The organism is Halopseudomonas xiamenensis, assembly GCF_014219065.1.
Lineage (GTDB): Bacteria > Pseudomonadota > Gammaproteobacteria > Pseudomonadales > Pseudomonadaceae > Halopseudomonas > Halopseudomonas xiamenensis.
The window spans coordinates 1-13,487 of the sequence record NZ_JACLGO010000006.1; the positions used below are offsets into that span (position 1 = coordinate 1).

14 protein-coding genes are annotated in these 13,487 nt (G+C 61.7%); 9 read left to right on the forward strand and 5 right to left on the reverse strand.

All coding sequences use genetic code 11. The features are described from left to right. The first annotated feature begins 398 nt into the window (after nucleotides 1-398). On the forward strand, nucleotides 399-749 hold the full coding sequence (locus tag H6X51_RS05380; protein WP_221627245.1) for a thioredoxin family protein: 351 nt from the start codon (nucleotides 399-401) through the stop codon (nucleotides 747-749). A 92-nt stretch (nucleotides 750-841) separates the two neighbouring features. Further along, nucleotides 842-1,336: a PaaI family thioesterase gene (locus H6X51_RS05385; RefSeq protein ID WP_185266499.1), complete on the forward strand. Its 495-nt coding sequence runs from the start codon at nucleotides 842-844 to the stop codon at nucleotides 1,334-1,336. A 58-nt stretch (nucleotides 1,337-1,394) separates the two neighbouring features. On the opposite strand, the gene H6X51_RS05390 is transcribed toward H6X51_RS05385, so the two are convergent. Together H6X51_RS05390 and H6X51_RS05395 are read right to left on the reverse strand one after the other, a co-directional pair. After that, a complete protein-coding gene (locus tag H6X51_RS05390; RefSeq protein ID WP_185266500.1) occupies nucleotides 1,395-2,282 on the reverse strand; it encodes an AEC family transporter in 888 nt (295 codons plus the stop codon). A 35-nt stretch (nucleotides 2,283-2,317) separates the two neighbouring features. Continuing rightward, on the reverse strand, nucleotides 2,318-2,599 hold the full coding sequence (locus tag H6X51_RS05395) for a hypothetical protein (RefSeq protein ID WP_185266501.1): 282 nt from the start codon (nucleotides 2,597-2,599) through the stop codon (nucleotides 2,318-2,320). A 147-nt stretch (nucleotides 2,600-2,746) separates the two neighbouring features. Between H6X51_RS05395 and H6X51_RS05400 the strand changes: the two genes are divergently transcribed. The 3 genes from H6X51_RS05400 (at nucleotide 2,747) to H6X51_RS05410 (ending at nucleotide 4,416) form a co-directional block, all read left to right on the forward strand. Continuing rightward, nucleotides 2,747-3,310, forward strand: a complete 564-nt coding sequence (locus H6X51_RS05400; protein WP_185266502.1) for a sugar O-acetyltransferase — start codon at nucleotides 2,747-2,749, stop codon at nucleotides 3,308-3,310. Between the two features lie 128 nt (nucleotides 3,311-3,438). Beyond that, nucleotides 3,439-3,642, forward strand: coding sequence for a DUF3185 family protein (locus H6X51_RS05405; RefSeq protein ID WP_185266503.1), 204 nt, complete (start codon nucleotides 3,439-3,441; stop codon nucleotides 3,640-3,642). 54 nt (nucleotides 3,643-3,696) lie between these two features. Further along, entirely contained in the window at nucleotides 3,697-4,416 is a 720-nt protein-coding gene (locus H6X51_RS05410; protein WP_235991247.1) for an extensin-like domain-containing protein, read from the forward strand. A gap of 90 nt (nucleotides 4,417-4,506) precedes the next feature. Here H6X51_RS05410 and H6X51_RS05415 read toward each other — a convergent pair whose 3' ends face one another. Further along, complete coding sequence (locus H6X51_RS05415; protein ID WP_185266504.1) at nucleotides 4,507-5,415, reverse strand: alpha/beta hydrolase family protein; 909 nt, start codon at nucleotides 5,413-5,415, stop codon at nucleotides 4,507-4,509. Between the two features lie 374 nt (nucleotides 5,416-5,789). On the opposite strand from H6X51_RS05415, the gene H6X51_RS05420 reads away from it, so the two are divergent. From H6X51_RS05420 to H6X51_RS05435, 4 genes are all read left to right on the forward strand, one after another. Next, the gene (locus H6X51_RS05420; protein WP_185266505.1) at nucleotides 5,790-6,698 is read left to right on the forward strand and encodes a mechanosensitive ion channel domain-containing protein; all 909 of its coding nucleotides are present in this window, start codon (nucleotides 5,790-5,792) and stop codon (nucleotides 6,696-6,698) included. 77 nt (nucleotides 6,699-6,775) lie between these two features. Beyond that, the gene (locus H6X51_RS05425) at nucleotides 6,776-7,228 is read left to right on the forward strand and encodes a MarR family winged helix-turn-helix transcriptional regulator (protein WP_185266506.1); all 453 of its coding nucleotides are present in this window, start codon (nucleotides 6,776-6,778) and stop codon (nucleotides 7,226-7,228) included. Then, nucleotides 7,225-9,165 (forward strand): FUSC family protein, encoded by a 1,941-nt coding sequence (locus H6X51_RS05430; RefSeq protein ID WP_185266507.1) that lies wholly within the window; start codon nucleotides 7,225-7,227, stop codon nucleotides 9,163-9,165. Before H6X51_RS05425 ends, H6X51_RS05430 begins: the two co-directional genes overlap by 4 nt. Nucleotides 9,166-9,256: 91 nt before the next feature. Next, nucleotides 9,257-11,449, forward strand: coding sequence for an FUSC family protein (locus H6X51_RS05435; RefSeq protein ID WP_221627241.1), 2,193 nt, complete (start codon nucleotides 9,257-9,259; stop codon nucleotides 11,447-11,449). 6 nt (nucleotides 11,450-11,455) lie between these two features. On the opposite strand, the gene H6X51_RS19920 is transcribed toward H6X51_RS05435, so the two are convergent. Both H6X51_RS19920 and H6X51_RS05440 read right to left on the reverse strand, forming a co-directional pair. Beyond that, complete coding sequence (locus H6X51_RS19920) at nucleotides 11,456-11,587, reverse strand: putative transporter small subunit (RefSeq protein ID WP_221627242.1); 132 nt, start codon at nucleotides 11,585-11,587, stop codon at nucleotides 11,456-11,458. Between the two features lie 64 nt (nucleotides 11,588-11,651). After that, nucleotides 11,652-13,319 (reverse strand): sodium:solute symporter family protein, encoded by a 1,668-nt coding sequence (locus H6X51_RS05440; RefSeq protein ID WP_185266509.1) that lies wholly within the window; start codon nucleotides 13,317-13,319, stop codon nucleotides 11,652-11,654. Nucleotides 13,320-13,487 lie beyond the last annotated feature (168 nt).

Genomic DNA, 13,487 nt, shown 5'->3' on the forward strand with positions numbered 1-13,487 from the left:
CAGTCTCTGCTCAACCAAGGCCGCGCATTCTACGCCAACCTTCTGATCTGTCAAGTGTTTTTGTGAGGCAATCTGCATTCTCACCACCTGAAGATCCGACCTGAAACCATCTTGCCGTTCCGGGCCAGGGAGGCGCATTCTACAGGACTACAAAGCCCTGTCAACGCCTCGAATCAAAATAGTTGGTTTCCATCCGGATTGCCAGTCGCAACCTTGGTTGATCGACCCTTTGGCACCTGTATCAGACGAGCGGCACCACCCTGCCCGACCACCCCATGACAGGGCGAATTGCCAAGCGACCACCAGACATTTTACGCACAGGCATGCTCAGCCAGAGTCGAAAGGCGTATGGTACGGTTTTCCCATACTGACAGACCTGCTCAGGAGGCAATATGGCAATGCAGAAGGTTTATACGGATCAGGCACCATCACGGGATGAGGTCGACGCGCTGCAAGGCACGACTGTCATCGAATTCGGCACCGACTGGTGTGGCCATTGCCAGGCGGCACAACCGCATCTGGAGAAAGCCTTCGACGAACACCCTCAGCTACGGCACCTCAAGATAGAAGATGGTCCCGGGCGCCCCCTCGGTCGGTCGTTTCGGGTCAAGCTGTGGCCGACGTTGATTTTTATGCGCGATGGCGAAGAAGTGGAACGACTGGTGCGACCGGTAGAGCTGCAGCCAATCCGGGACGCCATGAATAGACTCGCTGGCCAGGGATCCCGGCCTGGTCATGGACCATCATAGGCTGCACTGATAATTCCGCTCTGGCATAGCCTTTCCAGAGGATCGGGGGCAGACTGGCAGTCTTGATCCATGACACAAGAACAAGGCATACCATGACAGAAAGCGCACTGCAGGACCTTCTCGCGCCCCACGGCGTTTGCTATGGCTGTGGCGGCAGCAATCCACACGGATTGCATATCAAGAGTTACTGGGACACCGATGGCGTGCATGTAGTCGCCAGGCACCTGCCCGAGGCCAAGTATTGCGGCTGGCCGGACCTGGTGTATGGCGGGCTGTTGGCAATGTTGGTCGATTGCCACTCCAACTGGACGGCGATGGCCTACCACTTGCGCGCCGAACAGGCGGCCGGCAACGACCCGACGGCGGTCAACTGCGTAACCGGTGAGCTGGGCCTCAAGTACATCAAGCCGACCCCGATGGGCGTGGAGCTGACCCTGCGAGCCCGGGTCGAAGGTCCGCTGGGGCGCAAGAGCCGTATCATCTGCGAGATATATGCCGGCGACGTGCTGACCGCGATCGGTGATTCGACCTTCGTGCGGGTGGATGCCAGCAAGCTGGCCGACCAGGCGCATGGGCGCGAGGAATGATTCGGGAGTGTGAGGGTCTGCTGGCTACTCATCGAGCTGATACCTGACCTCTTGGGGATCAGCCCGCGACGGGCAGCCACCAGAGCAGCAGCACTGGTATGAGCAGGAACGACAACAGTGTCGAGCAGATGACCAGGCTGGCGACGGTTTCCGGTGAGCGGCCGGCCTTGACCGCGAACAGGTAGTTGAATACCGCTACCGGCATTGCCGACTGCATCACCAGAACACCCTGGGCCAGCGGTGGCAGATCCAGGGCCAGGGCAATAGCCCAGCCGATAGCGGCGCCGCAGAGAATGCGCAAGCCTCCCAGCCACATGCCGCGTCCGACCTGCTGCAGGCGGATGGTCGCCAGCGAGACGCCAAGGGTCAGCAACATCATCGGGATGCTCAGACTGCCGAGCAGATCGACGGTGTTGGCGATCCAGCGTGGCAGCTGCAGATCGAGCAGCAGTACCGCCAGGGCCACGCCGAGGCTGACAATCACCGGATTGAGCAGCAGACGCCGCCAGGACTGCACTGCCCCGGACAGCATCATGCCGACAGTGAAGTGCCCCACCGACAGCACCACAAAGAATGCCACCGCCAACGCCAGCCCCGGCTCGCCGAAGGCGTACAGACTGATCGGCAAGCCCATATTGCCGGTATTGGGGAACATGTAGGCCGGGACCAGCACCTTGGGATCGGAGCCGATAACGCGACTCAGCACCCAGCCTATCAGCGCCATGATCGCGCATATCACGACGCAAGCCGCCGCCATCTGGCCGAACACCTGCAGATCCACCTCAGCCCGGCTGAGCGTGGAAAGCACCAGGCAAGGGGTACTGATATTGAGTACCAGACGGGTAACGAACTCGGTGGGATAAGCCTGGCCGGAACGCGCCCAGCCGTAGCCGATCCCTGCCACGATGAGGACAGGTGCCATGACTGCAAACAGTTCGACAAGCATGCGGAATCCTTCTGGGTAAGACGGAAAACTCGGGATCAGCCCAACGAGCGCGCCCGCAGGTGCTCGTAACCCCTACGGGTCAACAACAGCAGGTGGCGAGTACTGGCGTAGATCTGCCCGGCGGAACGCAGTTGATCGATAAACGCCTGATGCCCGTCGGCCGGCAGATGAAAGTAGTCCAGGCCTTCGACCAGTTCGCCCTCGCACGCCTTGAACCAGCGGAAGCTGCTGCCCTTGGGCAGACCATTGAGCTCGTCGAGTTGACGCAGACTGAGGGTGTCAACACCCGCGAAGTGAATCGGTTCAACAGAAGCCATGCGGATCTTCATACTGCAGCAAGTGAGCGGATGGCAACCATAACAGAATCGCGCTGGTTTGGGGCCGCCCGGCGTAGTGTGCTTTACCCTGCACTTTGGCACTCTGCCCCGGTCTGAATTTTCATAACCTCGGAGTGGAGAAACGGCATGCCAAGCGAGAAGAGCAAGATGTTGGCGGGCGAGCTGTACAACGGACAGGATCCTGAGCTGGTAGCGGACCGATTGCGCGCCCGCGAGCTGACCCAGGCGCTGAATTGCCTTGCCCCAACGGCGCCTGACAGCGAGCGCGCGGCGCTGCAAGGCCAATTGTTCGGTGCACCGACCAATGTCTACGTCACCCCGCCCTTCTTCTGTGATTACGGCTGGAATATCCAACTGGGCCGCAATGTCTATTTCAATGCCAACTGCATCATTCTCGATGTGGCCCGGGTCAGTATCGGCGACAACGTACTGTTCGGCCCGGCGGTACAGATATATACCCCGCTGCACCCGATGGAGGCCGCACAGCGGCGCAGCGGACTCGAATACGCCAGGCCGGTGACCATCGGCGATGACGTATGGGTCGGTGGCGGAGCCATCATCTGCGCTGGCGTAAGCATCGGCCCACGCTCGGTCATCGGTGCCGGCAGCGTAATTGTGAAAGACGTACCGGCGGATGTACTGGTCGTCGGCAACCCTGGCCGCATCGTCCGCTCAATCGTGCAGCAATAACACAACAGCTGCTGGAAATTCCCCACGAGCAATCAGCATGAGCGGCGGGTCCGTCAATACGAACCAGTGCACTTTTTACAACGCAGCGAGTCTGAAGCTGGGTGAGTTCAAGATCCAGGAGAAGCATCATGGGAAACAACAAGTTGATAGGCATAGTGCTGCTGGTGGTGGGTCTGATTCTGCTGTACTTCGGCTGGCAATCATCGCAATCGGTCGGCGACCAGGTGGTCGAAACCTTCACTGGGCGCTTCACCGACAGCACCATGTGGTTCCTGATTATCGGCGCGGCAGCCGCAGTGGCCGGCATATTCATGGCCTTGTTGAAAAAGTGATCGCGCCGCGGCGGCGCCAACCTGTACCCCCCCAGGACCCAGTAAGGAGGCCTGTTGAAGACCGCCCTTATCCGAGTCATGAAATGGCTGTTGCTGTTGGCGATCATCGCTGCGGTGGTTCTGGGCAGGCCTTGGGAGCACATCCCCCCCGAATGGCATCCGTGGCAGCCGTTGTCCATCGAACATCCGATGACACTGGTCAGCAAATGGAAGCTGTCGCAACTCAAGGACGACCCGCAGCAATGCCTGCTGGTGCTGGAGACAGCGCCCGAGGGTGCCATTGACTACCTGGCACTGGATGACTACACCCCAGTCGCTGGCTGTCCACTGAGCAATGTGGTGCGCGTGCGGCGCAGTGGGGTGAGCTTCAGTTCCACCTTCACCGTCACCTGCCCGCTCGCCGTGGCCTGGGTCATGTTCGAGCGCCAGCAACTGCAGCCCCTGGCGCAACAGCATATGGGCAGCGAGCTGACGCGGATCGATCACCTCGGCAGTTTTGCCTGTCGCAATATCTACCACCGCGAGGGAGCGCGCCGCAGCCAGCATGCCACCGCCAATGCCTTCGATGTAGCCGGCTTTCGCTTCGCGAACGGACAGCAGGTCTCGGTACTCAGGCACTGGAGTGACGAGCAGGCACAGGACAAGTCGGCCTTTCTCAAGGAAACCCACCAGGCTGCCTGTCGCTATTTCGGCACCGTACTCGGCCCGGATTACAACCAACCGCATGAAAACCACTTTCACTTCGACGCCAGCGGCTTCGGATTCTGTCGTTGAGACAAGGACCGTCAGCAAAAATATTGTCAGCTCAAACTATCAAGGCCGACTCCATCACTGGAGCCGGCTTGTTTCTATCTACTCCCCCGATCAATAAGGGCAGTTACCACGGTATTCGGAAATCCTCCGGTCGCCAGTGTGGTTCGGACCACAGAGGAACTGACTGTAACGAGTGTCGTTATCCAGGAAGCGCTTCATCCAGGATACACCCAGGCGGCTAAGTACATCGTTGTTCAGACCTCCACCGTTGGCACAGTAGTGCGTTCCGCCACTGATCTCGACATAGGCCTTTTCGATATCGTTGGGCAACTGGTTATAGAAGGGAGAGGCATGCACGGCCACTGGCGCGATGACATCCGCCTGACAGGCGAAGATCAGTGTCGGAGCCTGGACGCCGCGGGCATTGGTGGTATCCCAGGGTGCCAGCGGGATGGCGGCCTTGATCCGCCCCTGGCTGGCTACACGCAATGTGCCACCGCCACCCATGGACCAACCGATAACACCCAGTCGATCAGTATCGATCATGCCGTTGACCGGGCTGGTCCTGCGCGAGTTCTGCTCCACCAGGTAATCCAGCGCATTATTGATCTGGCGGGCACGGCTCGGCGGCTGGTCGAAGCCGGTGTAGGTATCGATGGTCAGCACCACGAAGCCATGCGATGCCAGCTTCGGACCCCACCAATCGATGGAGGACTCCGCCGAGACGAACCCGGGAATCACCACGATGGCGGCCATGGTACCAGTAGTGCCGGTCGGGTAGTGAATGGTCCCGCCTCCAAAGCCACTGACCAGACTGGAGACCCGGCTGGTGCGGGTACTGTAGGGACCGCTGGAGGCCTCGAGCAAGGCCACGGTCGGGTCCGGTCCGCGGGCGTAGGCATCACCCGGATCGACAGGTTCATCCACTGGCGGGTTGGTCGCCATGACCGAAGTGGATAACAGCAGGGCTCCCGCTGCCAGCATGGACAGCAGCGAATTGGATAGAGTTTTATTTATCATTGTTACTCCAGAACATTGTTGGTTTTATTGTCAACTTGCAGATCGCACAGTCTCTGTTCGGCACGACTTTACCGACAGCGCCGGAGTATTTTGTTTATATAGAACAAGGTCAACAGGCAAACTAAAAGTCCACCCGAACGGGTGAATCAAATCCGTCGCTCAGTTATATATCCAACTGAAAAAACGAATTACCGGAAATAAACATCCACAACTTGATGACTTGAAATAACACTTTCGAGTTAATGGCACCCCAATATTGTTCACTGCACTTCCCTGCGCCCGCCCCTCCACGGGACAGTCGGCCGGCCTGCTACCGATTGACGTCAGCCCGAGGACAGCAGATCATTCCAACTGATTGATCACAGGGGAAAAACATGTTTGAGAATGTGGACTGGCTACCGGACAATTTCGTGATTTCCGATGCCGTGCTGAGCCTGCTGGCAAGTACGCTCATCCTGATCGTGGTGATCTTCATCCTGCGCGCCCTGACCACGCGTTTCATTCAGCGCACAGTGCAGTCACCGGAGTTGCGCGGCAAGTGGCTGGTCAACTCGCGTAATGGCTTCCTGCTACTGATGCTGCTCGGCCTGGTAATGATCTGGGGTGAGGAGCTGCGCACCCTGGCCCTGTCCATCGTCGCCATCGCGGTAGCCTTCGTGGTCGCAACCAAGGAACTGATCCTGTGTTTCACCGGTTCGATTCTCAAGAGTGGCTCGCGCTCCTTCGTGCTCGGCGATCGCATCCAGATCAAGGATCTGCGCGGCGATGTGATCGACCAGACCCTGCTGGCCACCACTATCCTCGAGGTCGGCCCCGGCAAGCATCTGCACCAGCGCACTGGACGGCGCATCGTCATCCCCAATGCGTTGTTCGTTTCCGAACCCGTGGTCAATGAGAGCTTCACCACCCATTACGACTTCCATGTGTTCACCGTGCCCTTCAAGCGGGAAGACAACTGGCAGGCGGCGCAAACCGCCCTGCTGGATTCGGCCAACCGTCATTGTCAGCCGTATCTGGAGCTGGTGCGGCGCTACATGAGCAAGATCGGCAACCAGCGTGGGCTGATGATGCCCTCGGTCGAGCCGCGGGTAACCATCCAGGTACCGGTCGCCGGCGAGATTCATCTGACCGTGCGCCTGCCGGTCAAGGTCGGCGAGCGCAACTTCATCGAGCAGGCGATTCTCGGTGAAGTGTTCACCGAAAACGACTTCTCGCCGCGCAGCCGCGAGCAGGCGGTGGGCAAGACAACCCCGAACGCCGTACCTGACGCCGCCGGGGACTGACACCCCGGGGGGGCTGGAACAGGATGCAGCGGGATGCTATGATTTCGATCAATTAGATTGAATTCAAATCATTTGCCATGCACCCATCATCCCCACGCAATCGCTTCGGTATCCGCTTCTCCATGCTTTCCCGGCTGTGGCGACGCACCATCGACCAGAACATGGCCGCCGTCGGCCTGGCCGATATCAGTTGGTCACCACTGATCCACCTGGATGAGTCCGGCGATGGCGTCAGCCAGAAAGAGCTGGCCTCACTGGTCGGCATCGACGGCTCCAGCCTGGTCCGACTGCTGGACACCCTGGAACAGCGCGGCCATATCCAGCGTCACCCCGATCCGGGCGACCGCCGCATCAAGCTGGTGATGCTCACCGACGCCGGGCGGCGCGCAGTGCGCGATATTCGCCGTCACCTGCGCACGATCGAGCAGCAGATGCTGCAGGACCTGACCGATGAACAACTGGCGGTCATGCTCGAGGCCTTCGAGATCATCCAGCAGCGTATCGGCTCGCTCGGGGAGCCTCGCCCATGAGCAAGCCGAGCGCCCTCGCTGGCAGGCTGACGCAGCTTGGCTTCGATGTGCCGCGTCTGGGCTTTGCCGGACGCACCGCCCTCGCCTCCTGCCTGGCCCTGGCCTGGCTGATCGGGCTGGAGCATCCGCAGTGGTCAGCCATGACCGTCTGGGCGGTATCCCAGCCGGTACGCGGCATGCTGGTGGAGAAAAGCCTGTTCCGCGCCCTGGGTACCCTGGTCGGCACGCTGTTCGGGGTATTGCTGGTGCTGTTCACTGGTGACAACCTTGCGCTCATGGTGATCGGCCTGTCGCTATGGATCGGCCTGTGCGTGGGTGTCGGCAATCTGCTCAGCGGGTTGGTGGCCTACGGTACGCTGCTGTCCGGCTACTCGGCGACCATGGTCGCCCTGCTCAATACCCAGCAGCCGGCGGGGCAGATATTCCTGCTCGGCACCGATCGTCTGCTTACCGTGCTCACCGGTATCCTGGTGGGGCTGCTGGTGGGCCTGCTGTTCACCCCACGCAGCGCCGAGGACACTCTATCGGGGCGGGTGCGCCGCAGCACGGCGCAGGTTCTCCAGGCCATGGCGGCGCGTTTTGCCGGCACCGACAGCACTCCTCGTGCTCAGCTGTCGCAACGACTGCTGCAAGACATCGCCATGACCGAGCAACTGTTCGACACCCACGCCGCCGGCTCGCTGCGCAGCCACCGCCATGTGCGGGCGCTGCGAGCACTGGTGCAGGCTCAGGTCGGCTGTGTGTACTGGATCAGGAGTTCGCGTAACCTGCCACCACACCAAGCCATGACGGCAGCGCTGGAGCGCGCGGCACAGGCGCTGTTGGTCAATGCACCCGCGCAGGAAGTGCTCCCTGCCCTGGAAACTGCGCTGGTCCTGAGTGCGGATGACCAGGTCACCGCCGATACGCTGCGCCAGTTGCTCGACAGCCAGCGCGAATATTTCAGTGTGGAAGGCAGCGACCCTGGTCCAGCCCAGGTGCGCAACCGCGTGGTACTGCACCGGGACTGGATCGGTGCCCGACACGCCGCGCTACGCGCCACCGGCCTGCTGTTGCTGATAGGTGCGGCCTGGGTGGTCACCGGCTGGAGCGCAGGTGCCTACGTGATGCTCGGCGTGTCGGTGATGATCACCCTGTTTTCCACCTTCGAGACCCCCTCCCATATCATGGGGCACATTTTCATCTGGCAGTTGCTCGGTGCCGTCGCGGCGCTGGCCTGTCATTGGCTGGTGTGGCCGCTGGTCGCTGCCGAATGGCAACTGCTGGCCACCCTGATGCCCTTTGTACTGCTGGTGGTGCCGGTGGTCGCGCACCAGCGCACCACACTTGGCTCGATGGACTATGTGATGGTGCTGCTATTGCTGTCGCACCCGGTCTACCCACTCAGCCCGAGCTTCAGCCAATCGCTGAATCTGGCCCTGGCCGTGGTGGCCGGGCCCCTGCTGGCCTACATCACCTTCAAGACCGTGTGGCCGGCCGATGCACGCCGGCGGCGACTGCACCTGACCGATATGATGCTCGGCGAACTGACCGCCATGGCCGAACGGGCGCCGCCTCGCCAGCGGCAGGCGGTATGGCGCACGCGCCTGTATCACCGCCTGCTGAAGCTGATGCAGAGCGTAAGTCGCAGCGGCGAGTCACTGCAACCGGCGGCCAGCGGTAGTCTGGCGGTGCTCGCGGTGGGCAATGCCATAGTGCAACTGCATGGCATCACCGAAGATCAACGCCAGCCCGAGAGCGTACGGCGTCGGGCACGCCTGTGCCTGCAACGCCTGCAGCGGGTGCGCCGACAACCACAGGCAGCGGCGCGCAGCCTGCGACAGCTCGCCAGCCAGCTATCACGCCGCGATCATCCGGCGGCCTGGAATATGGAGAATGCGGCGCGCAGCCTGGATGCCAATGCGGCGTTCTTCAGCAATGGCATGTCAGTCTCATAGGGACGCCAGACATTCTCGCCCGCCTGTGTCTCGCCGCTTCGTTGTCCCGTCTATGCTTGAGTCTGACCAGTGGACAACAATGGGGCGAGATATGAGCGGGCGGTTTGCCGATGCATTGCGGGTATTACTGAGTTCCTACGTTACCACCGGGGTGTCCGCTGGCCTGGGATTGATGTTGATCTCCGGCAGTGCCTATCTGCTGCTGGGTCAGTTCGCCGCCTCGGTGGCGGCGGTCGGCGCCATCGTCTGCGTACCGCCGGACCATGCCATGCCGCGCCGCGGCAAGTTCCTCAGCCTGCTGCCGGCGGCATTGCTGGGCCTGCCGTTGTTCGCAGGCGTCCAGGCGCTGCATGATCAGCCACTGTATCTCGGCCTGCTGTTGGTACCGGCCACCTTCTTCGCCTTCCTCGCCGGCGCCTGGGGCCAGCGCGGCCTGCCGATCGTCATCTCGATCATGTTCGCCATGACCTTCTCCATGGCCGTGCCGCAGCACCTGAACAGCGGCGGCCTGCTGACCACCTGCCTGTATTTCGCCATGGGCTCGCTGAGCTACCTGGTCTTTGCCACGCTCTCCAACATCCTGCTCAACCGTCGCTATCGGGCGCAGATGCTGGCCCAGTCCATGCTGTCGCTGAGCCGCCTGATGCGCACCCAGGCCGACCGCTTCGATCCGACCACCGACACCCCGCTGATTGGCGAACTGATGCAACAGCAGGCTGCCCTGGCCGACCAACTGCAGGCGGCACGCGACCTGCTGCTGGAATCGCCGCGCACCCCGCGCCGGCAGCAACTGGCGGCGATGCTGATCAACGTGCTGGAGATACGCGACCATCTGCTGGCCAGCGAACTGGACCTGGACCTGGTCAAATCCCTCCCCGAGTCGGCGCCGGTGCTCACCGAAATGCACAAGGTGATCGACCAGATGGCCGACGAACTGGACCGCCAGGCCGATGCCCTGTTGCGGGGCATCCGGCCGGCGCGGCTGGTCGACCTGCGACCGGCCCTGGCCGAGCTGAACCGCCTGCCACTGGCCAGCACCAACTGGACGGCCGGCAATACCCCCTCGATCGCCACCCTGCTGCGCGGCCTGACCAACCGAGTCGGCAATGTCAATGACGAGATCCTGCGCCTGAATCGACTGGCCCGGGGCAAGGTCGAGCCGGACCTGGCAGCGGTCCGCCGCGCCTGGCAGCTGTTCGTCAGCCCGACCAGTTGGTCAACCCGACCGCTGCAGGTGCTGTGGCGCTGGGATGCCCCGCCATTGCGCCACGCCATACGCGCGGCGCTGGCGATTGGCACCGGCTATCTGCTGTCGCTGGCGCTACCCTGGGCCACGCATGGCTACTGGATCCTGGTGACCATAGTGGTGGTACTGCGTGGCAGCCTGTCGCAGACCCTGGAGCGACGCAACAGCCGGGTCGCCGGCACCATCGTCGGCTGCCTGCTGGCCGGCGCCATCCTGTCTACCCAGGCACCGACACTGGCGTTGCTGGTGATAGTGCCCATCGCCCAGGCGATCTCCCACGCCTTCGCCATCAAGCGTTACCTGATCACCGTCGTGGCGGCCACCGTGCTGAGCCTGGTGCAGGCGCACCTGATCAGCATCGTCGACGCCCCCGTGTTCAACGCCCTGGAGCGTATCGCCGACACCTTGATCGGCGTGGGCATCGCCTGGGCATTCAGCTATGTGCTGCCTTCCTGGGAGCGCAGCCAGATCCCTTCGCTGGTGCAGCGCACGCTGCAGGCCCAGGCGCGACACGCCCGGGTGGCACTGAGCCTGGGGCAACTGACGGCGGTGGACGATGAACCCGAGCTGGAGTGGCGACTGGCGCGCAAGGAGGCTTACGACAGCCTGTCGGCGCTGGTCCAGGCGACGCGCCGCTCGTTGTCCGAGCCCCGGGCGGTACGCCCGGCGCTGGAGCCGCTGGAGAACCTGCTGACCCATGGTTATCAACTGCTCGCCCAGCTGAGTACGGTCAAGACCATGCTGCTGATGCGCCGGCACCAGGATCAGGGGGATATTCAGGAAACACTGCAGATTGCCGCCGGCAAGATCGATGGCGCCTTGAGTGCCGGGGCGGCGGAAGACAGCAGCAGTCCGCTGGCGATGGTGACATGGGACGAGGAAGCGGCCTTTACCGACCCCTTCGTCTACGATCTGAAGCCGTGGATACTGCGCAGGCTGGATCTGGCCTGCGGCCTGGCCGAATGCATCAGGGCCGATGCCAGCGCAGCACTACAACAACCTGGCGGGGAGCCTGACAGCTCCCCGGACCCGGTTTGACAGGATTCACACCATGTCGGTATTGGTGCGCTTGGCCTCCCGGTAGTCGCGCAGCACCCTGTAGCTGATCATCCCCAGCATGCCCAAGGTGATGGCAGGCCAGACCAGGATGTAGGAACCATAGATAAGCGTTTGCATGATCATTCTCCGTTACTGTGAAAAGAGCGAGCAGCCCCATCGCCGGGGATGCTCAGCCGAGCCCTCAATGGGCAGTCACCGGGGCATCCAGCTCGTCGTCCGCCGGCGCGTTGTAGTCGACCACGCGCTGCTGGATGGTGTTGAAGTCGAAGCGCTCCTTGCTGGCCAGGCTGATAGCGATGCACACCAGGGTGCTCACCCCGTAGGCGGTGAGCGAAGACAGCAGCACGGTGAATTCCCGCAGTTGGCCAACGCCAATCCAGGCAATGACGGCGGTGGCGATGAAGAAGGCGATAACGCCCAGACGTTTGCCGAAGAAGCCGAAGATCATCAGCCCGCCCACCACACCAGCGCCAACCGAGGCCAGCAGTTCGAAGCCGACCGCCAGCATGCCGGTCATCGGCAGCAGCTCGAAGCGCACCACGCAGAACACCAGCAAGGCGACGATCACCGACCAGGTAAAGGCCGCGTTGGTCACCCGGTTCCAGAAACAGCTGGCGATGACCGGGAACACGATGGCCCCCCACAGCGCGCCGACGAACACCAGCATGACCAGGATATCCAGCGAGAAACTGGCGAAGATGATGCCGATCACCGTCGCGGTGATCATGGTCATGCGACCGATCAGCAGCATCTTCCGCGGGTCGGCCTTGTTCCTGGCGATGTTCTTGCCGTACACGTCGGCCATCATGATGGCCGACAGCGCCGACAGGTCGGAATCGGCGGTAGAGGACAGCGAGCCGATCACCAGGATGAAGAACAGCCCGATGAAGACTGGTGGCAGGTAGCTGGACACCATCTGTGGAATCAGGTTGTTCATGTTGCCATCCATCGGCTCCACACCCATGGTCAGCGCCATCAGGCCGATCATCCCCAGGCCGATGACAATGGCACCATAGCTGATGGTGGCAGTGATGAAGGTCGGTTTGATGTGTGACTCGTCCACTGCGAACAGGCGCTGGGAAATGGTCTGGTTACCGATGGCATAGGCCAGCACCGCGACGAAATAGGGCGCGCCCTGGTGCAGGAATGCCTCGCGGGAAAACAGATTGGCCTGCTCAGCACTCAGGTTCGACAGGTTGTCGACCATCACCGACGGCCCGCCCATGGCGAACAGCACCGCGGGAATGATCACCACGGCGATCGCCATCATCGCCACCAGCTGGGCGAAATCGGTGAATACCGAGGCGCGGAAGCCGGAATACAGGGTGTAACTGAGTACCCCTACCCCGGCAATGATGATCCCCGCCTGGAACGACAGCGGCGACAGCACCGAGACCAGCGCACCGGCGGCGGTCAGGTTGACCATCAGACTGATGACACTGCCGAGGATGTTGGAGAAAGCCAGGATCAACTGGCTGGATGCACCATGCCGGGCGTGGATCAGCTCACCAAGGGTATGCGCATTGGGTGCCAGCTCACGGAAACGCCGCCCGAAGGGGTAGATGAACAGGATCATCAACGCGCCCCAGAAGCCATAATGCAACGGGCCGGACACACCGTAGGTATAGCCGGAGGTGGCTGCGGCATAGAAGGACGCGGCCCAGACCCAGGTCGCGGTCATGCTCGCCGCACCCATGCCCAGGCCGATACGGCGGTTGGAGACCATGAAACCGTCGGCATCGTCGCCGTCGTGCCTGATCATCCTGGAGAGCCAGTAGGTGCCACCATAAAAAGCAAACAGCAACAGCAGTACCGTTGCCGTGGAAAATTGAAACAACTCGGAGTTCACTGCATAACCTCATGAATATCTGCGGACGCTGTCGACCACGCCAATAACCGGGAGGCCAGGCCGCAAAACAGGAATATGACTGTGCCGTTACGCGCAATGCCTGCGCATATTCAGCGACCGCTATGGAAGTTTGGAAAAGCGGGTAACTGCGAGAGTGCTAGGGGTAGC